This window comes from Breznakia pachnodae (assembly GCF_030814225.1).
Taxonomy (GTDB): domain Bacteria; phylum Bacillota_I; class Bacilli_A; order Erysipelotrichales; family Erysipelotrichaceae; genus Breznakia; species Breznakia pachnodae.
This window is the reverse complement of the sequence record NZ_JAUSUR010000008.1, coordinates 20,713-44,589: the sequence shown is the minus strand read 5'-3', so window position 1 is coordinate 44,589 and position 23,877 is coordinate 20,713. Positions and strand designations below refer to the sequence as shown.

At 32.4% G+C, this 23,877-nt stretch carries 22 protein-coding genes and 2 pseudogenes; 8 read left to right on the top strand and 16 right to left on the bottom strand.

The window, feature by feature from the left end; translation table 11 throughout:
- Window positions 1–20 precede the first annotated feature (20 nt).
- On the top strand, window positions 21–1,598 hold the full coding sequence (locus J2S15_RS17580; RefSeq protein ID WP_307410818.1) for an LCP family protein: 1,578 nt from the start codon (window positions 21–23) through the stop codon (window positions 1,596–1,598).
- 148 nt (window positions 1,599–1,746) lie between these two features.
- The gene (locus J2S15_RS17575; RefSeq protein WP_307410816.1) at window positions 1,747–3,591 is read left to right on the top strand and encodes an LCP family protein; all 1,845 of its coding nucleotides are present in this window, start codon (window positions 1,747–1,749) and stop codon (window positions 3,589–3,591) included.
- A 64-nt stretch (window positions 3,592–3,655) separates the two neighbouring features.
- Here J2S15_RS17575 and J2S15_RS17570 read toward each other — a convergent pair.
- Window positions 3,656–3,924 (bottom strand): annotated as a pseudogene (locus J2S15_RS17570) (transposase); the annotation flags it as partial.
- Window positions 3,925–4,106: 182 nt separating this feature from the next.
- Between J2S15_RS17570 and J2S15_RS20360 the strand changes: the two are divergent.
- The 4 genes and pseudogenes from J2S15_RS20360 to J2S15_RS20355 all read left to right on the top strand — a co-directional run.
- Window positions 4,107–4,208, top strand: a pseudogene (locus J2S15_RS20360) (ATP-binding protein); the annotation flags it as partial.
- 1,181 nt (window positions 4,209–5,389) lie between these two features.
- Entirely contained in the window at window positions 5,390–5,980 is a 591-nt protein-coding gene (locus tag J2S15_RS17565) for a lytic exoenzyme target recognition domain-containing protein (protein WP_307410813.1), read from the top strand.
- A 15-nt stretch (window positions 5,981–5,995) separates the two neighbouring features.
- Window positions 5,996–6,487 carry a lytic exoenzyme target recognition domain-containing protein gene (locus tag J2S15_RS17560; RefSeq protein WP_307410811.1) on the top strand — a complete coding sequence of 164 codons (492 nt, stop codon included), beginning with the start codon at window positions 5,996–5,998 and terminating at the stop codon, window positions 6,485–6,487.
- A 522-nt stretch (window positions 6,488–7,009) separates the two neighbouring features.
- Window positions 7,010–7,291 (top strand): transposase, encoded by a 282-nt coding sequence (locus J2S15_RS20355; protein WP_370872593.1) that lies wholly within the window; start codon window positions 7,010–7,012, stop codon window positions 7,289–7,291.
- Between the two features lie 475 nt (window positions 7,292–7,766).
- Here the strand turns inward: J2S15_RS20355 and J2S15_RS17555 are convergent, their stop codons facing one another.
- From J2S15_RS17555 to J2S15_RS17535, 5 genes are all read right to left on the bottom strand, one after another.
- On the bottom strand, window positions 7,767–10,130 hold the full coding sequence (locus J2S15_RS17555; protein WP_307410808.1) for a heavy metal translocating P-type ATPase: 2,364 nt from the start codon (window positions 10,128–10,130) through the stop codon (window positions 7,767–7,769).
- 4 nt (window positions 10,131–10,134) lie between these two features.
- Complete coding sequence (locus tag J2S15_RS17550) at window positions 10,135–10,473, bottom strand: ArsR/SmtB family transcription factor (protein WP_307410805.1); 339 nt, start codon at window positions 10,471–10,473, stop codon at window positions 10,135–10,137.
- An 81-nt stretch (window positions 10,474–10,554) separates the two neighbouring features.
- Window positions 10,555–11,004 carry a CpXC domain-containing protein gene (locus J2S15_RS17545; RefSeq protein ID WP_307410803.1) on the bottom strand — a complete coding sequence of 150 codons (450 nt, stop codon included), beginning with the start codon at window positions 11,002–11,004 and terminating at the stop codon, window positions 10,555–10,557.
- Window positions 11,005–11,007: 3 nt separating this feature from the next.
- Window positions 11,008–12,282 carry a glucose-6-phosphate isomerase gene (locus J2S15_RS17540; RefSeq protein ID WP_307410800.1) on the bottom strand — a complete coding sequence of 425 codons (1,275 nt, stop codon included), beginning with the start codon at window positions 12,280–12,282 and terminating at the stop codon, window positions 11,008–11,010.
- On the bottom strand, window positions 12,275–12,637 hold the full coding sequence (locus tag J2S15_RS17535; protein WP_307410798.1) for a CvfD/Ygs/GSP13 family RNA-binding post-transcriptional regulator: 363 nt from the start codon (window positions 12,635–12,637) through the stop codon (window positions 12,275–12,277). The genes J2S15_RS17540 and J2S15_RS17535 overlap by 8 nt, the downstream gene beginning before the upstream one ends.
- A gap of 128 nt (window positions 12,638–12,765) precedes the next feature.
- Here J2S15_RS17535 and J2S15_RS17530 point away from each other — a divergent pair, with 128 nt between their 5' ends.
- Complete coding sequence (locus J2S15_RS17530) at window positions 12,766–12,999, top strand: NifU family protein (protein WP_307410796.1); 234 nt, start codon at window positions 12,766–12,768, stop codon at window positions 12,997–12,999.
- A gap of 114 nt (window positions 13,000–13,113) precedes the next feature.
- Complete coding sequence (gene ygiD / locus J2S15_RS17525) at window positions 13,114–13,878, top strand: 4,5-DOPA-extradiol-dioxygenase (RefSeq protein ID WP_307410794.1); 765 nt, start codon at window positions 13,114–13,116, stop codon at window positions 13,876–13,878.
- 24 nt (window positions 13,879–13,902) lie between these two features.
- Here ygiD and J2S15_RS17520 read toward each other — a convergent pair whose 3' ends face one another.
- From J2S15_RS17520 to mutM, 10 genes are all read right to left on the bottom strand, one after another.
- Complete coding sequence (locus J2S15_RS17520) at window positions 13,903–14,571, bottom strand: potassium channel family protein (protein WP_307410792.1); 669 nt, start codon at window positions 14,569–14,571, stop codon at window positions 13,903–13,905.
- Between the two features lie 9 nt (window positions 14,572–14,580).
- Entirely contained in the window at window positions 14,581–15,963 is a 1,383-nt protein-coding gene (locus J2S15_RS17515; RefSeq protein ID WP_307410789.1) for a TrkH family potassium uptake protein, read from the bottom strand.
- Between the two features lie 60 nt (window positions 15,964–16,023).
- Entirely contained in the window at window positions 16,024–16,563 is a 540-nt protein-coding gene (gene rbr, locus J2S15_RS17510) for a rubrerythrin (protein WP_307410786.1), read from the bottom strand.
- Between the two features lie 70 nt (window positions 16,564–16,633).
- The gene (locus tag J2S15_RS17505) at window positions 16,634–17,791 is read right to left on the bottom strand and encodes an AI-2E family transporter (RefSeq protein WP_307410784.1); all 1,158 of its coding nucleotides are present in this window, start codon (window positions 17,789–17,791) and stop codon (window positions 16,634–16,636) included.
- Window positions 17,792–17,896: 105 nt separating this feature from the next.
- Complete coding sequence (gene pyk, locus J2S15_RS17500) at window positions 17,897–19,309, bottom strand: pyruvate kinase (protein ID WP_307410781.1); 1,413 nt, start codon at window positions 19,307–19,309, stop codon at window positions 17,897–17,899.
- 11 nt (window positions 19,310–19,320) lie between these two features.
- Window positions 19,321–20,283 carry a 6-phosphofructokinase gene (gene pfkA / locus J2S15_RS17495; protein WP_307410779.1) on the bottom strand — a complete coding sequence of 321 codons (963 nt, stop codon included), beginning with the start codon at window positions 20,281–20,283 and terminating at the stop codon, window positions 19,321–19,323.
- Window positions 20,284–20,360: 77 nt separating this feature from the next.
- Window positions 20,361–21,308, bottom strand: coding sequence for an ATP-binding protein (locus J2S15_RS17490; RefSeq protein ID WP_307410777.1), 948 nt, complete (start codon window positions 21,306–21,308; stop codon window positions 20,361–20,363).
- Window positions 21,295–22,467 carry a DnaD domain protein gene (locus tag J2S15_RS17485; protein WP_307410774.1) on the bottom strand — a complete coding sequence of 391 codons (1,173 nt, stop codon included), beginning with the start codon at window positions 22,465–22,467 and terminating at the stop codon, window positions 21,295–21,297. Before J2S15_RS17485 ends, J2S15_RS17490 begins: the two co-directional genes overlap by 14 nt.
- Window positions 22,461–23,042: a dephospho-CoA kinase gene (gene coaE, locus J2S15_RS17480; RefSeq protein WP_307410771.1), complete on the bottom strand. Its 582-nt coding sequence runs from the start codon at window positions 23,040–23,042 to the stop codon at window positions 22,461–22,463. Before coaE ends, J2S15_RS17485 begins: the two co-directional genes overlap by 7 nt.
- Window positions 23,039–23,872 carry a DNA-formamidopyrimidine glycosylase gene (gene mutM, locus J2S15_RS17475; RefSeq protein WP_307410769.1) on the bottom strand — a complete coding sequence of 278 codons (834 nt, stop codon included), beginning with the start codon at window positions 23,870–23,872 and terminating at the stop codon, window positions 23,039–23,041. Before mutM ends, coaE begins: the two co-directional genes overlap by 4 nt.
- Window positions 23,873–23,877 lie beyond the last annotated feature (5 nt).

Genomic DNA, 23,877 nt, shown 5'->3' with positions numbered 1-23,877 from the left:
TCTTTTTCGAGGTGGTTGTGATGATACAAAACAAACAAAAAAAACAAAAGATACTATGGGGACGTGTGATTGATTGCTTATTATTGGTTGTTTATCCTGCTATATCTATATATTTATTATTGATGATTAATAAATTCACAGATAAATATACAATGATAGCTGGAGTTGTATTATTCATTATTTATGCAGGTTATCTTTTAACCTTTTTTATAAAGAATAATATTAAGATTGAAGTTATACGAAAAGTTATTATGATTATTCTTTGTGGTTGCTTGCTATTTGCATCATCACTAGTTAAGGGCATTAGCGATGGTATTGGCAATTTATCAAGTACAGACACACAAGAAAAAACAGTTGTAAATATTGATGTATTAGTTTTGAAAGATCGTGATACTCCAATCGAAAGTATAGATGAACTTAAAGATTATACACTTGGATTTCAAAGCGGAGATCAAAGCAAAAGTATTACTCAGGCAGAAGAGGAAGTACAAAAAATAATTGGAAATGATTATGCAAGATATGAATATAATGATTATTCAACAATCTTCCATGATTACTATAATGGTTATGTTGATGCGATTTTCATTAATCAAAATCAAAAGAATTACTTAACCGAAGAGTATGCATCCTTATATGAAGATAGTATTGTTTTAAAGACATATACCTATACTTATACAACAAACATTGAAGGAAATAACATCGATGTTACAAAAGAAAAGTTTACTGTATATATAAGTGCAAGTGATGAGCCTGATGCTCCTGCATCTAATTCACTTAGTGATATGAATATGTTAATGATCATTGATCCAACAACAAATCATATTACTACAATATCAATTCCTAGGGATTCTTATATACCAAACCCTGCACTTGATAATTACAGCGACAAACTGACGCACACTGGAAATGATGGAGTTACGAATACTGTCGCAGCAGTGGAACAGGCACTACAAATAGAAATTGATTTCTATGTGAAGATATCATTCTCTTCCTTAATTGAAATTGTTGATACTCTTGGTGGAATTGATGTAAATGTTCTTATATCATTCACGGAACAAGATGAATATCGAAGTTTTGAGCCAGAAGATTTGATTACTTTGCAAGCTGGAGAACAACATTTAGATGGTCGTCAAGCACTAGCTTATGCAAGGCATAGAGATTCTTATGTAGATCAGGATTTAGGAAGAAACCAAGCTCAAGTAGAGGTTATGAAAGGAATTATCAAACGTCTTATGACGGTAGATGGAATCAATAAAATTGATAACGTTCTTGACTTATTACCTAGTTATACAATTATGAATTTCTCAAATTCTCAGATTTCTTCATTTGTAAAAAAGCAAGTTGATGAAATGGAAGGGTGGACAATTAATTCAATTCAATTAAGTAATGGAAGGTCTGACTTAGCTACAACGGCTTCCACAGGAAGTCTGGAGTTAAGTATCTATTATCTGTCAAAAAATGATTTAGTAAAATTAAGTGGTGTTTACAATATTATTGAAAATGATCAAACATTATCTGAGATGACATTTGATCTTAACCATCTGTTTGAAGATTATAGTACTTATGAAGATAATGGACTGGTGGAATTAGTTCATTAATTTTAATTAATATAGATTAATTTAGAGAGAGGAAAATCCTTTCTCTTTTCATTTGTAAGTATTAAGAGATATTAATAAATTATGGAAAATTATGTGTTTTTTGCATCACTTCTTAATTTATTATATAATAATGCAATGAGGTGTTTTTATGAAAAATATGAATAAATCAAAGATGCTAGATTTATCTTTGATAATTATTTTAACTTTACTATATGTTGCTAGTCTTATATTTCTATTAAAACTAGACAGTATCCCATTTAAATGGAGAGTTGCAGTTATTGCAATATTCACATTAATCTATCTTATTTTTCTTGCTTTTAGCTTTAAAAAGATTAAAGGTAAAAAGATTTGGATACGCCGTGTAGCAATGGTAATATTCTGTATTATCTATGGTTATACAGCTTTGTATTCGTATAAGGGATCAAATATGGTTGTACGAATTACAGAAACAAATAAAGAAAAATTTTACAGTATTCTTTTAGTAACAAAAACTGATAACAATAAAATTGAAACAGTTAGTGACCTTAAAGGAAAAAAAGTTGGTATTCAGTCTGGTTTAGATACAGAAAATGCTGAATACGCACAAGATGAACTAGATAAAGAAGTTAGTAATATTGAATATGTGGAAAGCGAAAGTTATGTTGATTTAAAGGAAAAACTTGATAGTGGTGATATAGACGCATACCTTATCTCAACATCTTACTTAAATGCAATTGAAGATGAGCATAATGGTTATAAGGATACAATTAAAACAATTGAAACTTATAAACGTACAATTACTACAAATACTGAAAAAGGTAGTGAAAAAGATTTAACAAAAGAACCATTTACTGTATTTGTAAGTGGTGTAGATACAAGTGATAGTGGTGAAGCCAGTACTCGAAGTGATGTAAATATGATTCTAATTGTGAATCCACTTACGAATCACGTAGAAATGGTATCCTTCCCTCGTGATAGTTATGTTCCAAACTTAGCTCTCGGTGGAGGTTCTGACAAGTTAACTCACTTAAGTAATAATGGTGTTGAAAATTCTTTAAATTCTTTAGAAGCAATTGTAGGATTTGAACTTGATTTTTATGTTCAAGTAAACTTCACTTCGGTTGTTGAAATTGTTGATGCAATCGGTGGAGTTGAAGTAGATGTTGATGTTGAATTTACTGAACAGAATTCGGAACGAAGTTTCGCTGAAGAAGATTTAATTCATTTGGAACCAGGTGTACAAACATTAAATGGTGAAGAGGCACTTGCCTTCTCTAGAAACCGTCATGACCGTCTAGATGGTGATGTTGGACGTACAAAGGCTCAGCAAGATGTTATTATCGCAATGGTAAATCGTATGTTAACAGCGGAAGGTGCTGTACGTGCTCCTGCCCTATTAGATATTATTCCAAAATATGTTGAAACAAATGCATCGTATGATCAAATATCTGAATTGATTAATTACGAATTAGACAATATGGCTCCATGGACATTTGGAACCACTACTTTGGATAATGGTGATTTCTATGATTTAGTGAATGCTAGTATGGGTAATATGATAGCTTCTACTTATGTAATGGATAGAAGTGATTTAGAACTATTATATTACAAATATCAAACAGTAATGAATCCGACTACATTTAGTGACTTCTCATTTGATTTAGACAATCTATATGCTGATTTAGATGATTATGAAGACCCTACAGATGTAACAATGGTATTCAATGGTGATGACTTATCCCCATATGGAGGATACTCGTCAGGTGACGATTATGATTATGATGATAATTATACGGATGATACAACACCTGTTCAGGATGAGCAAACAATCCCTGATAATGACGAAGTCACTGTACCAGATGTTAACAACAACTCAACGCCAAACGGAACTGATGGAACTGATGGAAACAGTGAGAATAGTGATGGTGGTAGTGGCACTGATGATAACAGTGGTGCAACAGATGATGGAATTCAACAACCTGAAGGGACATCAGGAGATGTTACAACTCCATAACATATAATCGAGTAGGAGGTAATTGATTAGTTCGGGTTTGTCAAGAAAAGTGTGTAAGTAGTTTTTAGAAGGCAGAGTATTTGCGGATACGTTCAGCGATTTTATCGTTGATCAGTAACTGATTCATTACCATTGACTAGTTATGAATCATACCACCTTGCCACTTATCTTGGAGCTCACAAACTCGTAAATAGAGTACTTTGAAGAGAGCGTTCTCATTTGGGAATGCTCCTTTTTTGTGACTTTGCGAAAACTAGAATGAATCGCTTCAATTGCATTTGTCGTATACATTACTTTTCGTATATCACTTCCATAATCGAATAACTGTTCTACTTGCTCCAAGAGATAAAGAAAACTCTATCCCAATTTATAATCTTAACGAATTGTTGCTAATTATTGATGAACTTGAATAATTAAATATGGATGAAGAAGAAGCTAATCTCTTCTTCTAACTAGTTGTATTACGATATGAGAAACACTGTACTATTATCACTTAGCATTCACCATTTACCAAGTGGAGTGAAATCTTTAAATGTTCTATACTCACAAAAACATTATTGGATCGTTTGTTACATCATTCACATGCGATATCAATCAAAGGGCATCTTATCATATGAAGCAAAAAAAGGAACAAGAAAAAAGAGAAAATAAAATGCATGTAATCATACACAATTCTATTTTCAAAAACCTAAATTTTTATACTACCTTTTACATTCCTTAATGCACATAAAAGTAAATCAATATTAAGATGCCATGTAGACTTCTTAGGATATCACATTTTGGACTCTTTACTTATCTAGAACGTAAATCACCAAAAAGACAATTTGAGAACAATATCTTATTACATAAGAAAATCTCTATTTTAAAGAACATTATAGTTATTACGAATGGATAAGAATAACAAATGTTTTACAATTACAAGATATTAAAATATATTGAAAGTAAGTATTGTAGCTATACTCGTGTACAAAGAGGACTGATTGTCAAAACTTCTAGAAAGAGTTATATCAATTGTTCCAAAAAGAATAATAATATAGTAAAAGCTAGTCATTTTAACAAAACTTTCAATATAACTCTCCTAAATATGGTATGTTTGAAGATATAAAATATATTAACAATGGAAAAATTATTATATTTAGTAGTATTCATTAATCTTTATTCTAGATAAATTGTCGAATAATCTATGGTTAAATGAGTAAAGGATTAGTTATTGATGCGTTCCTACAGGGATCCGGTAATAAGAAACTAGATGAAGTACTTATTGCGCACACCAATCAATATTCACAATATACAAGTAAATCATTTATAGCTCTCATAAAGAATTATGGTTGAGTCTTTTCATATAATAGAAAAGTTAATCACTATGATAATACATTTATGAAATCATTTTATCTACGAATAATTGGCTTAAAAATACATTAAAATATATTCTAATTCTCAACACATGTATTTAACTATAGATTTTATGACACAATTCAATTTGAAGTTAATATAATTTCATCAAACTAATTTGGCTTCATGTTTACTTTTAACAAACAACTCATCTTTAAGAGGAATATAATTTACATTTACTTTATAAGAGTAAGGTTTTATTAGCATTAGAGACATAAGTAGTACTTAGAATTATCTATAATATTTACTGAAAATCATTTTTTTTGGTAGTTTAAATTTAAAAATATACCAATTATCCTTTTTAAGCTACCGATTATCACAAAAATAATAAAAATCCCTTTTTTTGTTATATCATATCTTTAAAGGAGGAGTTTGATATAAATTTATCAAACAACATAGAAGGAAAATGAAAAAAAAGATTAAAATTATTATTGCTCTTTCTTTTGCGTTAATTTTTGCTAACTTGTTGATTTTAAATGGTAATAAAATAAACGCAGAAGAAGTGGTATTTGATGAAGGAAAGGAACCGGAAAGTCAAGATGAAAATATTCATTCTAATAAATCTGAAGCTATTGATAATGAGGATACAGAAAATACAGATTCTCCTATTCAGGTGTACGATTCGATTCCAATTGATGAGGAAAGTACAGAAAATTCAAATATGGTTATACAACCATATGCTGCACAAGGAGTATATTTTATTAATGGTGTAGAGTTTCATAATGGCATTTGGCAACTTTGCTGTTCGAGTTTATGTCAAGATGGTTTCAATTGGACTGATAATGGTATTCCATTAGCTGCAGTAGATTTTACAGATGTAAACGGAAATGTATTAGGTAACCAAACTTGGAATGGCACACAAAAATATTTTAAGTTTCGTAAAGGTGTAAAGTATACAGGGAAAAGTGGACTTGGAACAGCTGCGCGTATATGGTATGAACATACCTATCCTGGTTATGGAACTTGGTGGATGACTTCAAAAAAGACAATAAATTAAAGGAGAAAAATAAATATGAAAAAAATCACAAAAGTATTATTAGTACTATCGTTCTTAACTGCTAGTTTTATTTTTTATAAAAATGAAACGAAAATTTTTGCAAATGATGATATTGTAATTTCTTTAAAAAATCAGTTACAAACTATAAAAACAGAAGAATTTGATCAAAGGCCAATAACTGAAATCACAACGATTTCTTCTGTTGTGTATGCCCCCACTGCTGTTGCCTTTGAAATAAACGAAATTAAAAACATTAACGGAATTTGGCAACTAAGATGCAAAGTACTCGCTCCTGTTGGTTTCAATTGGACTGATAATGGTATTCCATTAGGAGTAATTTATTTCACTAACGGAAGTGGTCAAACGTGGAATGGCACTCAATCAAGTTTTAAATTCACTAAAAACATGGCATATCGAACAGGAAATAATGGATGGAATTATGGACATAGGTGGTATGAATACACTTATCCTGGTTATGGAACTTGGTGGATGGCAGCAAATTATTAATGCCATATTAATTTTCCAGATAAAGTGGTATGTAAAACATATCACAAACAATTTAAAGATTCAGTTATGGATAAGAGAGTAAAAAGGTAATTGGTTAGTTCAGTTATCACCCTCACACATAACCATCGTATATGGTTATGTGTGTATTTTATATAGAATCTAACTTAAGAGTGATTTCTATCAATGAAATCACTCTTTTTTTGATTTATCAAGAAAAACATATAAATAGGAACTATTTTGTTGGTGTTCCGATACACTTAATTCTTGCGAAACATCTTATGTTGTTAAAGTTGTTATCATTGATAACGTTAATAAAGTCCTTAGTTTGAAATGCTCTCTACATTCTTTAGAAAAAGAACTAAGATCATTTGCTCCGTACTTGATTTAAAAAAAATAAAATTATGGACAATACTTACCAGTCGAAAGAAATATCAAATGGTAAACTTTTTTGCAACAATTCCTAAAACTGAAAGAAATAATGTAAGCCTTGTTTCTTTAAGCATGTATAATACTTAACGTTCAATTGTTCGTTTACATCTAAAGAACGCTAAAGTATGCATTGACTCGTTTCACGTTATCGTTCAAGTTAATAAAATGTTGAAAAACGCTCGTATTAGAATTATGAAATCTTATCATAAGAATAGTAAACAGCATTATTTATTGAAGAACCTTAGTTGGTTACTAATGATGCGCAACAACGTAATTGAAAATAACTATCCTAACAAATACAATCATAAATTACGAAGATGTATTTCTTGTCTTCAGCTCCTTAATAAGTTAAAGCTATGCGTTAAACTAACTTAAACATATCAGTTAAAGAGTCCAAAAGTAGCAATAGTTAGTATTGAAATATTTGTTATTTCATTAAAATAGTATGGAACTAAGGAAGTGAAACGCAAATGAATATAAAACTTTGAATGATTTCGAAATAGATGTATATATACAATTAATAAAAATTGTATATATGATATTTCTAAAAAATATGAAACAAAAAAAATTCAATAGTATAATCGTATTTAAAAACCTAAATTTTACAAGAAACTTAGGTTTTTTTACTAAACCCTGCATTAATTTATAGGTTCTTTTTATATAGAACTTACACTAATCTAATACCTTTATTTGATATATCATTTTTCAACACAGATAATTAAGTAATTGAGATTTTGATACTTCACTGCATTTGCGGATTGTATATTTAACCTTACATACTAACTTAAGTGATTATAAAAAATCTTATTCATTTTTTTATAATCGATTTTCATTTATTTTACATCATGCTCTATATTTTTTTATAGAAGTTTAATACTCTCATTGAATTCAATATAGCAATCAATGTAACTCCAACATCAGCAAACACTCCCATTTTCATATCGGTAAGTCCGACAGCTGTTAATATTAATACAATCAACTTAACACCTAATGAGAATACTATATTCTGCATTAATATACCTTTGGTTTTCTTACTAATCTTAATAGTTTTAGGGATAAGTGTTAAATCATCATTCATTAACACAATATCACTTGCTTCAATTGCAACATCACTTCCTATACCACCCATTGAAATACCAATATCTGAACGCATTAGTGCAGGAGCATCATTAATTCCATCTCCAACGAATGCTACTGTATTTCCACTTTGTCCAAGATATTGTTCTAATATAGAAACCTTATCTTGTGGTAATAGTTGTGCATGCACATTCTTAATATGTACATCATTTGCAATTTGCGTTGCTACTTCATTTCTATCTCCAGTAAGCATAACTGTATTTGTAATACCTAAATTAGATAATTCATCCATCGCCTGTTTACTAGTTTCTTTTAATTCATCACTGATTACAATATATCCAATATAATTGTGATCATAAGCTACATAAATAATTGTTCCAATTTCATAAACTTCTGGATGTTCAATATTCTCATTTGCTAATAGTTTTTGATTTCCAGCAAGTAATTGCTTTCCATCTAAATCCACCTGTATACCAAATCCAGCAAGTTCTTTATAATTCTCTACACGTTTAAAATCAATTTTCTTATCATACTTCTTTAGAATACTTTGAGCAATTGGGTGATTTGAATAACTTTCTGCATATGCTGCAAATTCTAATGTATTGCTATTACCTTCTACTTTAGAAACACTAAAGTTCCCTTTTGTGATTGTTCCTGTTTTATCAAAGATAATGCAGTTTACATCACTTAATAATTCTAAGTAGTTTCCACCTTTAACAAGAGCTCCAACTCTACTTGCACTACCGATTCCAGCAAATACACCTAATGGTACTGATACAACAAGTGCACATGGACAAGAGATAACTAAGAATGTACATCCTCGATATAACCATGTATAAAATTCATCCGTTCCATAGATTGCAGTTGGTATAGCAACTAATAGTACTGCCATAAACACAACAATTGGTGTATATATTTTCGCGAACTTTGTAATAAAGTTTTCAATTGGTGATTTTTTATTTGATGCTTTTTCAACAAGATCTAAAATCTTCGCAACTGTAGAATCTTCATAGCGTTTCTCTACCGTCATTTTAAATACACCATTGGTATTTAAAGAACCTGCAAGTACTTCATCTTGAGGGTGAACATCTTTTAATGCTGCTTCTCCACTTAATGCAGATACATCAAGTGATGAACTACCATCAAGTATTACGCCATCTACAGGAACTTTTTCACCAACACGAATAACAATTGTATCGTTAATCACCAACTCTTTAGGATCTACTTTTTGCTCGTTTCCATTTTCATCAATTCGATTTGCATATTCACTGTTTATATCCATCAGTTCAGAAATTGACTGACGTGATTTCTGAACAGCTAATGACTGGAAGAATTCACCTACAGCATAGAACAGCATTACTTCCACTGCCTCCTCATAAGAACTAACGACAAACGCTCCAATAGTCGCAATTGACATTAAGAAGTTCTCATCAAATATTTCCCCTTTTAATATATTACGTATTGATTTCCATAATACTTTATATCCAGCAAAGATATATGGTACTACAAACAAGAAAAATGGATGGATGTCAGTTTTACTTTCTAAGAATAATGCACCAATAAATAATGCAATACTTAATAGTAAATGAATTAACTCACCTTTGTTATTTTCCTCTGCTTTTTCATCAGGATCACTTAAGGTAACTCCTGGTTCAACTTGATCAATAACATTACTGATGTGATCAACAAATGTTTCTTTTGCAATTGAACCTTCTGGTGTTGCATATAACAATCCATTTGAGAAATTGATTCTAGCTAATTTGACTGTATCATCCTGTTGTAATTTCTGTTCTACCTTCATTGCACAGTTTGCACAATCCAAACCATTGATTCTAAACTTATACTTTGCATTAATATCGTCTGACACTTCTGGTTGCTCACTGCTTTCACAGTTACATGATTCATGATCATGTTCATCACTATCATCATGATTGCTACTGCAGCAACTGTCAGACTGACTGGCGTCTCCTACGTCTTCTTCATCACCATGCGATATTTCATCGCTGTGTGCGTGTGTATGATCTTCTCCATGGCATCCGCATCCACTATCATGGCTTTCTTTGTCTAGATGGCTTGTGTGGTTGCAGCAAGATCCATCATGGCTATGTTCATGCCCTAATTCATGCTTATGATTCATAATTTCACTCCTTTATATGTTCTAGTGCAGAGTTAAATATCATTTCAATGTGCGAATCGTCTAAAGAATAAAAAACATTTTTCTTCACTCGCTTTGACTTGATAATACGATTACGTTTCAGTACAGCAAGTTGATGTGATGTAGCAGAATGACTCATATCTAATAAATATGCAATATCCTGAACACATAACTCTTTTTGAAACAATAGATGTAATATCTTTAATCTGGTTGGATCTCCATACATCTTAAAGAACACTGCTAATTCTTCAGCATCAACCATATCAAGTTTATTCTCTTCTAATGCTTTTAATTCTTTTTCATCGATTTCATTTAAATGATCCATAACTCACCTCATATGAACACTTGTTCATATGTTCATTATACTACCTTTTTTCTGTATTGCAACAAAAAAGACGCATAATTACTATACGTCCTTGTTTATTGATACTGCAATTGGTATTCCATCAGCCATAAAGAATATGGTATCATAATCACTTCCATCATATTCAACATACTGATACTGCGATAAACGCTTTTTAAGCGCCATTATCGAATCAATATCTTTTCCATCATCTGCAATCTTAATATACTCGCAAAACGTCTCTATTGTTTCCACACGATAATTCTTTGCCTGCTGGAAGTTATTTGCTTCACAACCCAGACTAATAATAATCGCTCGTTTAGGAAAATAGTATACAAGTGGATACACAAACTTTACGATTGTACCACAAGATGAACATTTATGATGAAACAATGAATAATCATAAATATAATCAATATTCTTTTGAAATTCATGATGAAATACGGTATCCATCTTTACAAACCACTGATGATTACACTGATGACAGGTAATTTCAAAAAGTTTTGGATTCAATAATTAGTTCTTCCCTAATAATTTGAACATATTTTTCTTATAAACTTCCACTCCTGGTTGGTCAAATGGATTTTGATCAATCAAGTATACTGTCATTGCACATGCTCTAAAGAAGAAATATACTAAATATCCAAATGAATGAGCACTCATATCTTTTACTGTAATTTCCAGGTTTGGTACTCCACCCTCTTCAACGTGAGCTTCCAGTGTACCTTGCATTGCCATCTTGTTTACCCAGTCTAAGTTTTTGCCAGCAAGATAGTTCATGTTATCTAAGTTTTCAGCATCTTCTGGGAACACAACATCTTCTGTTGGATTTTCAAATAATACTAATGTTTCAAACAACACCTTCTTACCATCTTGAACAAATTGTCCAAGTGAGTGTAAATCAGTTGAGAATGTAGCACTTGTAGGTAATAAACCACAACCATTCTTCCCTTCTGATTCACCAAATAATTGTTTCCACCATTCTGCCAACATTGTTGTTTGTAAGTCATAAGTAACAAACATTTCAGCTGACTTTCCTTGGTTTTCTAAAATTCTTCTTGTTACTGCATAAGCATATGCAGGATTCTTATCTAAATCAGGAGTAGCAAAGTCATTATATGCTGCACTTACACCATTCATTAATTCATCAATATCAATTCCAGCAACTGCAATTGGAAGTAATCCAACTGGAGTAATAACACTGAATCTTCCACCAATATCATCAGGAATCACATACATGTCATATCCTTCTTTTTTTGCTAGTTCATAAAGTGTACCTTTATTACCATCAGTTGTTGCTGTAATACGTTTTTTCGCTTCATCTTTCCCATATTTTTCTTCTAATGCCTGTTTAAACAAACGGAATGCCAAAGCTGTTTCTGTTGTTGTCCCTGACTTAGAAATAACATTCAAACAAACATCTTTATCTTTTATATAATCCAATACTTGTTTTGTATAAGTTGAAGAAAATGTATTTCCACAGAAAATAATTTCCGGTTTCTTATCAGCATATAATCCATTGATCATTTCAATCGCAGCTCTTGCACCTAAGTAAGAACCACCGATTCCACACACTAAGAATACATCAGCATTTTCACGAATATAAGATGCTGCTTCTTTCATTCTGGCAAATTCTTCTTTATCGTAGTTGTTACACCAGTCTACCCATCCAAGGAAATCATTTCCTTTTCCAGTTTTATTCATAAGTGCATCATGCATTGTATTCACTTGTTCTTGATAGTCTTTAACATCTTCTTTCAAAAAAGCATTTTTTGTTTCAAATTTAATCATCATAACCTCCGATTTTTCCTTCCTCTATCCACTGATCTAGATGGTCTTCAAGTGTCTGAAAACCGATAATCGATTTAGGGAGCAACTTCTGTATTCCAGAGCGTCTCTTTCTGCCACTATCTTTCTGTAGTGCTTTCAAAGACAATTTGAAATGATGATCATCTTCACCTAAATCCAATATTTTTATTCTGATTTTCTCTTTCATTGACAGATATTCATGAATATCATAAATATAATCATCAGAAATCTCAGAAATATGTAATAACCCATTGTGTGTATCGTCAATCTTCACAAATGCACCATATGGTTGGATACCTGTGATTACACCTTCTACTATATCACCATTTTTATACAAAAGAATTCCTCCTTCATGAGTATTATTATAGCATAATTCAAAGTGAAAAAATGAACAAATAGATGCATTTCTCTATTTTTTTTAAATAATGGTGTTATAATAGTCTAGTAGTAATTAAGAGGTGTATCATGGATAAGAAAATTGAAGAGATTATAAATGTCATCAGCAAGATTCGCCCTTACATCCAAAGAGATGGTGGAGATGTTGAATTCAGCAGATTTGAAGATGGCATTGTGTATGTTAAAATGTTAGGTGCCTGTGTAGGTTGTCTGGCAATTGATGATACAATTAAATTTGGTTTGGAAGCAATGCTTCAAGATGAAATTGATGGTATCAAAGAAGTTGTAGTAGTAGAAGAATAAGTATATAGAGAGGATTGAGTGAAATAAACTTAATCCTCTTTTTTTTCACAGTCCTTTTAATTGATTCACTCTTTACTACCATCTATAATGAATATAATTAATGGAGGGTTAGTTATGAAAAAGATGCCAGTTATATTTGTTGGCCATGGTTCACCAATGAATATTATAGAAAATAATACATTTCGAGAAGGATGGAGAGAAATGGCAAGCAGATTACCTAGGCCAAAAGCAATCCTATGTATATCTGCACATTGGTTCACTCATGGTGAAGCCGTAGCAATGAATGACAAACCAGAAACAATCTATGATTTTTATGGTTTTCCAGAAGAGTTATATGAAATAAAATATCCTGCACCTGGTGCTCCAGCACTAGCAAAAGAAATAGCAGCATTATCTGATGATATTCAAATTGATTCAAACTATGGACTAGATCATGGGACATGGAGTGTACTTCATACAATGTATCCACATGCTGATATCCCTACACTTCAAGTAAGCGTAAATGCTGATAATTCCCCGATTGAAAATTACAAAATTGGACAGCTATTATCTAAATTCAGAGACGAGGAAGTTTTAATTATTGGTAGTGGAAACATTGTGCATAATCTGCAATTAGTAGATTGGAATGTAACAAATGGATTCACTTGGGCTGACGAGTTTGATAATTATATTAAACAGGCAATCCTTAATGGACGTCATGAAGATGTTATTATCTATTCAAACGCTGGTGAATCAAGTAAGAAAGCCTTTCAGTGGCGTGATCATTTTGATCCATTACTTTATGTACTGGGAGCAAGTGAAAAAGATGAACCAGTACAAGTATTCAATGATGAAAGAACATTAGGTTCTATCTCAATGACATCCTATATAATTGGATAAGAAAAGTTGGCAACTGCCAACTTTTTATTTGAATAAAACATTTAATTTTTCTAAATTTTCTGACTCTGCAATTAATACGATATGATCATCTTTTGTAAGTATATAATCTGGCGAGGGTGTTACATTCATTTTTTCATTTGGTCGGCGAATCCCTAAGATGTTAATTCCATATTGATCACGAAGATTTAAATCAATCAACGTCTTATTGATCCAGATATCAGGTGTATTGATTTCAACAACCGAATAATCATTATCAAACGCAATGCGTTCAATAATATTATCATTTAACAATGACTTAGCAGTAACAACTCCCATTTCTTTTTCAGGACGGACTACTTTATGAGCTCCAACCTTTTTTAGAATTTCCATATACCTTTTATTTTTTGCTTTCGCTACAACAAATGGAACACCTAATTCACGTACATTGAAGACAGCCATAATACTCTCTTCTAGATGCGAACCAACCGCAACAACAGCGATGTCACACTCTCCAACACCTGCATTACGTAAAACATCAATATCCGTTATATCACCTTTTACTGCGCTGGTAACCGTATCTGCTAAACGCTGTACGCTTTCAATATCTTTGTCAATTGCTATAACTTCACAGTTTGCATCACTTAATGTTTTTGCAATCGTAGAACCAAAGATTCCTAATCCTAATACTGCATATTGCTTATGTTCTTTTATCATATCATCCACCTACCCTATCATTATATTGCCTTCTGCATAATCAACTGATTTCTTAGTTTCTTGTCTTATAACGGAAACCAAGAAAGTAAAAATACCTATTCTACCCACATACATTAATATTATAATTATTATCTTCGCAACTGTTGGCAATAGCGTTGTAATACCTAACGTTAATCCTACCGTTGCTAAGGCTGACACTGCCTCAAATACGATTGACATAAAGTCAAAGTCACAAATCACCAGTAAACCAAAGATTCCTAAGAATAAGATTCCTAAATTAATCACAAGAATCGTAGTTGAACGAACAATAAGATCTCGTGATATATGACGATGGAATAGTGATGTTTTCTCTTGTCCTCGAATATTACAAATAACATTCATTAATATAATTGCCAGAGTTGTTGTTTTAATACCACCTGCAGTCCCTCCTGGTGAGCCACCAATAAACATACAAATAATCATAATGAATTGAGATGCTGGATAAAACCCTGCAAAATCAATCGTAGCAAATCCTGCTGTTCTTAAAGTGACTGAACTGAATAAGGCTCCATAGATTTTTCCATCTAATCCTAAATTACCCAAAGTTTCAGGATTGCTGTATTCAAGAATAAAAATTATTAATGCAGGAACAAAAATCAAAATAGATGTAACTACAATTACAATTTTTGTCTGTAACATTAAACGTTGCTTCAACATTTTAAAACTTATCTTCTTTTTAAAGAACGCTTTAAACTTGTCTCTTAAATCAAAATATACAATAAATCCTAAGCCACCAGCAATAATTAATGCCATGACTGTAAAATTTACGATTGGATTATTTACATATTCAACTAAACTGCTACTACCTATAATATCAAATCCAGCATTACAGAAAGCAGATACTGAAGTAAATATCGATATATAGATACCTCTCAATCCATACTCTGGGACAAATGCAAATGACAATATAATTGCACCGATGATTTCAAATATAAACGTAAAACGAATAATTCCAAATAGAAACTTTCTGAAATCCAACATATTTGTCTGATTCAACATTTCTCTCATCGCGAGTTTATTTTGAACCGATAGTTTCTTACGAATACTTAAAGCAATACTTGCAACCATACTCATTAAACCTAGTCCACCAATCTGAATCAATAACAGTAAGACAATTTGTCCAAACACTGTAAACTGCAGTGCAGGAGCCGCTACAGCAAGCCCTGTGACACATGTAGCGCTTGTCGCCATAAACAATGCATCAATAAAAGAAAACACTTCTCCATCAACATTTGAGATTGGTAACGTCAATAAACATGCACCAAGTAATATTACAACAAAAAAACTAATTGCTATTTTTTGTGATGGTGAAAATCCATCTAATTTTAATATCCTTTTCACTGTAGTAATCATAATTAATATTCTACATCTTTTATCGTAATTTACAAGAAAAAAAAGAGCGTTTATTACGCTCTAGAAGTTTTCATTAAAGATTTCGAAGTGTGCTCTTGGGTGGTCACATACTGGACACATTTCAGGAGCCTCATTTCCTACATAGACATGCCCACAGTTTGAGCAGATCCATACTTGTTCTTCAATTTTATTAAACACTGTATTTTCTTCAACATTTTTAAGAAGTGTTAAATATCTTTCTTCGTGTCTTTTTTCAATTTTACCAACTTGTTTGAATTTTTCAGCAATTTCACTGAATCCTTCTTCTTCTGCATCTTTCGCGAATGTTGCATACATATCTGTCCATTCGTAGTTCTCCCCAGCAGCTGCATCTTTTAAATTCCATGCAGTATCTTTTACTGAACCTCCATGTAATAATTTAAACCAAATTTTAGCATGTTCATGTTCATTGTGAGCAGTCTCATTAAATACGTTTTGAATTTGAACGTATCCATCCTTTTTAGCTCTAGAAGCATAGAATGTATACTTAATAGATGCTTGTGACTCCCCCGCATATGCTGTCTGTAAATTTTTTTCTGTTTTTGATCCTTTTAATTCCATTATATTTTCTCCTTTCAATCTAATTATATTTAATCATAGAACCGTAGGTTCTACAAGTTCCATGCTTGATTTATTCGGATGTCTCTTCGACTTTTTTCAGCGCTTCCTTCTCTTCTAATCTGAAATTGACCAGTTCTTTTAATAAGAAGTAAATGGCTGCAAATGCAGGAACTCCAATAAACATTCCCACAATACCAAATAACGCACCACCAACCGTAACTGAGAATAAAATCCAGAAGGTTGGAATTCCTAATTTATCTCCCAAAATTAATGGTCCTAAGAAGTTTCCATCGAATTGTTGTAATACAAACACAAAAATCATGAAATAAAGTGATTGCATTGGATCAACTAGCAATAATATAAACACTCCTGGTACTGCTCCAATAAATGGACCAAATACTGGAATCATATTGGTAATACCTACAATTACACTAATCAAAGCTGCATATTCAAACCCTAATAAGCTCATACCAATATAACAGATGATCCCAATAATTAGTGAATCAATCGCTTTACCAACAATGAAATCATAGAAAATATTACGTAATATTGTCATAAATCTTGCAATATAATTTGCCACTCTCTCTGGAAAAATAGCACGATTTAATTTACCACACTGATATAAGAATTTTTCTTTATCCATCAGTAAGTAAAGCCCTGCTATAATACCAATTAAGATATTTAGCAGTGTCATGACAATTCCATATCCTGCATCCAATATTTTTGGTGCAAACTGAGATGCTGTTTCAGTTACAAACTGAACCACATCTTCACTTGATTGCGTTAAATCAGTAATTACATTCATATCTAAATCAAAGCGTAATAAGACATCTTCTAAGAACTGTTCAAATGTTTTAACATATGTATCATAATTCGCAACAAGACTCTCAATACTTGGTCTTACCTGCGATACAATTAGAAATAGTAATGCACCAACACTTACAATCCCAATGATGACAGCAATAGATGCCGCAATGTTTCGCTTTGTCTGTTGTTTAAATCTTAATTTAGCGAATGCTTTGTTTTCAAGAAACATCATAATTGGATTTAATAGAAATGCAATTACAAATCCAACAATAAATGGAAATAAAATACTAAACATATTACTAAAAAATGATTGAATTTGCGAAAAATTCAATATTAAAAAATAAAAAACAATCGCTGAAATTGCGATTAGTACACCAATTAAAACTTTGTTTTTACCCTGTTCATCTAACTTAAAGCGCATAATTTATCACATCCTTGTTCTATTCTAACATTTTCTAATAGATAGCGCTATACAATAATGTCGGATAAACGCAAAAAAAGTGCATAAATTGCACTTTTCGCTTGATTATTCAACTTCGATAATACGCATTGAGTTAGTTGCACCAGTTCCATGTGGATATCCAGCAACAACGATAATTGTGTCACCTTTCTTACATCCGAAACTCTTAGCAACATTTCTAGCTAATTCAGATTCAGTTTCTCTTTCATTAATACTCTTGATTGTTACTGCATCTACACCCCAGTTGATTGCTAAACCATGTCTAGTTCTTTCATCAAATGTTGCTGCATATACAGGACATACTGGTCTGAATTTTGCAATTCTTCTTGCACTAGTTCCACTAGTCGTAAATACTACGATAGCAGCTACGTCCATCGCTAATGCTGTATCAGCAACCGCAATACCGATTGCATCTTCTTTTGTTCTCTTACTTGTGTCAATTGATTGTTGTAATCTTTCACGGTAAGGAAGAATATCTTCCATTCCTTGAGCAATTGTGTTCATTGTTTGAACAGCTTCAATTGGATACATACCAACAGCACTTTCACCAGATAACATAATTGCATCTGTACCATCCAATACCGCATTGGCAACATCACTTGCTTCTGCTCTAGTTGGTCTTGGGTTTTGTTGCATACTTTCTAACATATGAGTTGCAGTTACAACTGGTTTACCAAATGCATTCGCTCTTGCGATCATTTGTTTTTGGTAAATAGGTACTTTTTCAAATGAAACGTCAACTCCTAAATCACCACGAGCAACCATAATTCCATCTGCAGCTTCTAAGATTTCATCCAAGTTGTCATATCCTTCTTGGTTTTCAATCTTTGCAATAATTTGAATATCTTCACAGTTTTCTTCTTTTAATATTTTACGAATAGCCAAGACATCTTCTTTTCTTCTTGTAAATGAAGCAGCAATATAATCTACTTTCATTTGACATCCAAAACGTAAATCGCTGTCATCTTTTGGTGAAATGAATGGCATACTTAATTTAACATTAGGTACGTTACATCCTTTTCTACTTTTAAGAACTCCTGGATTTTCGATTCTACATCTTAATTCTCCATCTTTTTTATCGATAACAGTAAGTCTTACTTTTCCATCATCAATTAAAATTGTTCCACCAACTTCAACATCATCAAATACTTCAGGACATTGAATATAGAATTTTTCATGTGTTCCAAGCATTTCATCTCTGACGATTGTAACTTCATCACCTTTTTCATAAGTTTCAGAACCGTTCGCAAAGTCACCTAAACGAATTTCTGGTCCTTTCGTATCTAATAGAATAGCAATGTTAGCATCAGTTTCTTCGTTTAAACGGTGAATTGACGCAATTCTATTTCCATGTTCCTCATAGTCACCATGTGAGAAGTTCAATCTTGTGATATTCATCCCCGTGTCTACAAGTTTTTTAAGCATTTCTGGACTTTCAGTTGCTGGTCCAATAGTACAAATAATTTTAGTTTTTTTCATTGTTTTCCTCTCTAAACTAATCGATCAAATAAATTCTGTAAATCTTTTCTTGATTTAGAAGGCATATTCAATGCTTCTTCGATTGGAACACCAACGATTTCTCCACGTTGTATCCCCACACATTGTCCACCTACACCTTGCATCAATAAATCAACTGCTTTTTCTCCCATACGAGAAGCCAAAACACGATCGCCAGGTGTTGGAGAACCTCCACGTTGAACATGTCCAAGAATCGTTGCTCTACCAGAAAATCCAGTAAACTGTGATACTTTACGTGCAAATATTTCAACATCTGTGATCTTTTCTGAAATGATTACAAGCGCATGATTTTTCTTTTTAACTACATCAAATTCACGCAACCTGTCTAGTACTTCACTTTCGTCAAATCCAGTCTCTGAGGTAATAACGATTTCTGCTCCGGAAGATAGCCCTGAAAATAAAGCTAAATCCCCACAACGGTTTCCCATTACTTCAACTACAGAACAACGATGATGGGAACTAGAAGTATCTCTTAGTTTATCCATTGCATCAACAACAGTATTTAGTGCTGTACTAAATCCAATTGTTTCGTCTGTACTTGCGATATCGTTGTCAATCGTTCCTGGTAACCCAATACAATTTACTCCCATATCCGTAAGTGCTAAAGCACCTCGGTAACTTCCGTCACCTCCAATTACAACAACTGCTTCAATTCCAAATTTATCCAGTTGTTCAATTGCTTTCTTACGAACTTCGATATCTTTAAATTCCGGTAAACGTGCAGAACCTAAAATAGTCCCACCACGATCCAAAATATCCGATACGCTTTCGCGAGTCAACTGCTTGATTTTACCATCAACCATTCCACGATATCCATCATAAATCCCATACACTTCAAGACCGATATTTGTCGCTACTCTGGTAACAGCACGAATCGCAGCATTCATCCCAGGAGCATCTCCTCCTGAAGTTAATACACCAATTCTCTTTACCATATCAATGAAGCACCTCCTCATTTCAAAATTCAGTATACATCATAACATCTTTCTACCTTAAATGCTAGTGTTTTTCACTAGTAATTAGGGTTGTTTTTTGTTCTTCTGTTTATCCCTTTTAAAACCTTCTCGTCCGCAAGGGCTTTCATTCTCTCGACAAGTCTTTTTGCACCAACTGCATCGTTGATGGCTCTACTTTTTAAACGATAGAATTCTTCAATTTCTTCAAAATTACAATTGCTTGTAAAAAGAGTTTTTTTATTTTTTTCCATTCGATCATTTAGTAGTGGTAACAAGATATCATCTCTTGTCCAAGTAGAAGCACTTTCACCACCTATATCATCTAACACAAGTACATTTGCATTCTTTAATGAATGAATCGTTTTGCGAAATGCAACATTGTCATACATAATCGATTTTAAGTTAGCAATCAGTGTAGGTACATGTACAAATGCACAGTACTTTCCTGTTCTTGCAACTTCGTTAATATAACAACACGCCAAATATGTTTTACCAACTCCAGGTTCACCACAAAGAAAAAATCCTTTGGCATCTTTTGGATCTTGTGATTTAGAAAAGATATCTTTAAACAATGCCTGATAAATCAATACATAGTTATCATTCTCAATATCCAAATCAATATCTTCCAAACGATATTGCATCTGTTGTTCACTCATATCATTTAATGTAAAGTAAGTTTTATGAGCAATTGCATTTTCAAAGCTAGTTTTATAACGACAAGGTACAAGCACTTTTTCTACATCGATTCCTGCTGGTTTCAATGACAGCAAGTGACCTTTTACTTCTTGTTGACAGTACTCAAGTCCTACACATACATCACATTTCTTTTTGCGTTTAACATAATCTTTTAATAAATATGTATTTTCATAGACGAACATTTCAGGAAGTTCAAATATCTGAAGAAATTCTTGTACTGATGGTTCATTCAGCAAATAACGACACAGGTTTTCTTTTTCTTTTTTAAGTTCATCACTCATATCCACTTTGTAATTAAACTTTTCCATTGCCCATTTGTCCTTTCATCGCATTAATCTCATCTAGTATTTTTTGTCTTTCTTCTTCACTCATACCTTCTTCCTTGACTTCTACTTTCTTTATTTTACTACCAGTCTTTGAAGTTGGTCTATGAATACGCTCGACGGCTTTTTCATAAGTATCTACTTTCGCACGTACCCAGCTTCCAGCAATGCTTTCAACATAGTTACGTACAAACTTTTGTTCACTCGTATTTAGTACATATTCAATCAGTACATTACATACTTCAGGGTTTAGTTTATAGTCTTCTAGCAACACTCGAATCGTTTCAGCATCTGCTTTTGATACTGGTGCACCATTCTGTTTGTTCTGCATAAATCGCACTGGAGGCCATTTATAAATGTTCACTTCATCGGTTTCGAATTTTGCTCTGGATGCTGCAGCTTTTTCTCTTAATAGTGCAAGATCCAGCATTTTATCCTTTGGACTACAAGATTTCGCAACTAACACCTTCATCTGTTTCGGACTAATTCCATATACAGTTGCAATCTTACCAATTTCTTCCATTGCTTTCTTTGAACGACTTTTCTTTGGCCAAACAATATCACTTAATCCATTTAAAAATTCATCATAATTAAATACAGAAGCAAATTCCTGCTTGCTGTTTTTAATGTCTTTCTTTACTTGCTGATAAGTTTCTTCAAATGATTCATTCCAATCATCACGTAACACATCACTGATACATTCAGAGATATCCTTGTATTGATCTTTATCCACTATCTGTGGTAAGAAATTTAACTTTTGGAACTTTACTACCTGCTCACCCATATTATTTAAATACAAACGTCCAAATACTTCATGTTCCAAAAAATCAGTTCCACTTTTTGGTGGAATGATTGCATATAGATATTGATTCTTTTTTGAATCATAATATGTCTTTAATAACTGATACTTTTCTAAGCGTTTTCTTTCTTCTTCAATTACTTCCATTGAAAAACCACTGATTGCATGAATAATGCGATGATTTTCAAATGTCATTTTGTTTTCACAAAGAGATACCAACAAATGATAAAGCAAAAATGCCTTCTCCTTAATCAAAGGATAATAAAGCATAGATAACACAGCATGTGATTCCTCATTGATCACACCATGAATTTCAATTGTTAGTTTATCCTCTTGTTTCAACATATATTCTCCTCTTTCATAATATTTTTTAATTGATCAACCAAATGCGCATGATGATTATTATATATGATTCGATCAACTTTTGTCTCTTTTATTTTGTTATCTTCTTGTTTGCTCAAAATCCGAGTTGCCTCTTCTCTGTTATATCCTCGATTATTAGTCAATCGCTCAATCGCAATCTCCGGATCACAGGTAACCAGCCAGACTTCATCAAATTCTTTTTCCCATCCTAATTCAAAGACCAAAGGATGTTCGACAATTACTAATGGATAATATTCATGGATGTGAAAGAACTCCAGCATTTCTTCATACACAAGTGGATGAATCATACTTTCCAGCTCTTTTAGTTTCTGGTCGTTTTGAAAAACAATAGCACCCAGTTTCTTTGGGTCTATTTCACCATTTGTAACGATTTCATCACCAAAATGTTGAATAATAGTATCCTTTGCCTGATGATTACGTACTTCTTTGGCAACCATATCAACATCTAACACAGGTAAATTATAACTCGTTTTTAGAATATTACTTACATAACTTTTTCCAGAACCAATAGTCCCAGTAATTACAATCTTTTTCATTTCCTTCGCTGGCACTTCTTACAATAATAAGTACCGCGTCCACCTACCTTTGTTTTTTCAATAACAGTTCCACACACCTGACACTTTTCCCTGCTTTTACCATGAACTTTCAACTGCAGTTGAAAGCGTCCATCTACACCTAAAGATGATGTATAAGAGCGAATTGTTGTTCCTCCGGCTTTGATGGCACCACGCAAGATGATACGAGTTGCATCTACAATGTTTGCAAAATCTTTCTTTGTCAGTCGATATACCTTTGTCTCAGGACGAAAACCACAACGAAAGCAAATCTCATCTGCATAGATGTTCCCTACTCCAGCCATTACACTTTGATCCAATAAGAACTGTTTCAATGTTGTTTTACGACTTCTGCTCATCTCATAGAGATACTCTGCATCAACACGTTCATCAAAGGCATCATATCCAACATTTTTAAATGCGGAAACAGTAGTAATCTCCTCACTTTTAGGATAGATATACATTCTACCAAACTTACGTGTATCATGATACTCCAGTTGTTTACCATTACTCAAGTAAAAAATTGAATGGGTATGCTTTTGATCATAGTCACTTCCTATATCATTTACATAGAACTTTCCTTCCATTCGTAAATGAACGACTAAATTATAATCGTCCATTTCAAATATCAGGTATTTTCCTATACGCTTAAAATGATGAAATGTCTGTGATTTCATCATTTTAATAAAACTTTCTACTGATACATTATCAATTAGTTTGTCATAGAAAATATCAATTTTTTCGATTGTTGAATCTTTTATCAGATGTTCAAGGGTTCTGACTACGGTTTCAACTTCTGGTAATTCTGGCATAACTT

What these genes read in the sequence shown, in the direction of transcription:
- J2S15_RS17580 (WP_307410818.1), top strand. Translation starts at nt 21, where the DNA reads ATGATACAAAACAAACAAAAAAAACAAAAGATACTATGGGGACGTGTG.
- J2S15_RS17575 (WP_307410816.1), top strand. Translation starts at nt 1,747, where the DNA reads ATGAAAAATATGAATAAATCAAAGATGCTAGATTTATCTTTGATAATT.
- J2S15_RS17565 (WP_307410813.1), top strand. Translation starts at nt 5,390, where the DNA reads ATGAAAAAAAAGATTAAAATTATTATTGCTCTTTCTTTTGCGTTAATT.
- J2S15_RS17560 (WP_307410811.1), top strand. Translation starts at nt 5,996, where the DNA reads ATGAAAAAAATCACAAAAGTATTATTAGTACTATCGTTCTTAACTGCT.
- J2S15_RS17555 (WP_307410808.1), bottom strand. Translation starts at nt 10,130, where the DNA reads ATGAATCATAAGCATGAATTAGGGCATGAACATAGCCATGATGGATCT.
- J2S15_RS17550 (WP_307410805.1), bottom strand. Translation starts at nt 10,473, where the DNA reads ATGGATCATTTAAATGAAATCGATGAAAAAGAATTAAAAGCATTAGAA.
- J2S15_RS17540 (WP_307410800.1), bottom strand. Translation starts at nt 12,282, where the DNA reads ATGATTAAATTTGAAACAAAAAATGCTTTTTTGAAAGAAGATGTTAAA.
- J2S15_RS17530 (WP_307410796.1), top strand. Translation starts at nt 12,766, where the DNA reads ATGGATAAGAAAATTGAAGAGATTATAAATGTCATCAGCAAGATTCGC.
- ygiD (WP_307410794.1), top strand. Translation starts at nt 13,114, where the DNA reads ATGAAAAAGATGCCAGTTATATTTGTTGGCCATGGTTCACCAATGAAT.
- J2S15_RS17520 (WP_307410792.1), bottom strand. Translation starts at nt 14,571, where the DNA reads ATGATAAAAGAACATAAGCAATATGCAGTATTAGGATTAGGAATCTTT.
- J2S15_RS17515 (WP_307410789.1), bottom strand. Translation starts at nt 15,963, where the DNA reads ATGATTACTACAGTGAAAAGGATATTAAAATTAGATGGATTTTCACCA.
- rbr (WP_307410786.1), bottom strand. Translation starts at nt 16,563, where the DNA reads ATGGAATTAAAAGGATCAAAAACAGAAAAAAATTTACAGACAGCATAT.
- J2S15_RS17505 (WP_307410784.1), bottom strand. Translation starts at nt 17,791, where the DNA reads ATGCGCTTTAAGTTAGATGAACAGGGTAAAAACAAAGTTTTAATTGGT.
- pyk (WP_307410781.1), bottom strand. Translation starts at nt 19,309, where the DNA reads ATGAAAAAAACTAAAATTATTTGTACTATTGGACCAGCAACTGAAAGT.
- pfkA (WP_307410779.1), bottom strand. Translation starts at nt 20,283, where the DNA reads ATGGTAAAGAGAATTGGTGTATTAACTTCAGGAGGAGATGCTCCTGGG.
- J2S15_RS17490 (WP_307410777.1), bottom strand. Translation starts at nt 21,308, where the DNA reads ATGGAAAAGTTTAATTACAAAGTGGATATGAGTGATGAACTTAAAAAA.
- J2S15_RS17485 (WP_307410774.1), bottom strand. Translation starts at nt 22,467, where the DNA reads ATGTTGAAACAAGAGGATAAACTAACAATTGAAATTCATGGTGTGATC.
- coaE (WP_307410771.1), bottom strand. Translation starts at nt 23,042, where the DNA reads ATGAAAAAGATTGTAATTACTGGGACTATTGGTTCTGGAAAAAGTTAT.
- mutM (WP_307410769.1), bottom strand. Translation starts at nt 23,872, where the DNA reads ATGCCAGAATTACCAGAAGTTGAAACCGTAGTCAGAACCCTTGAACAT.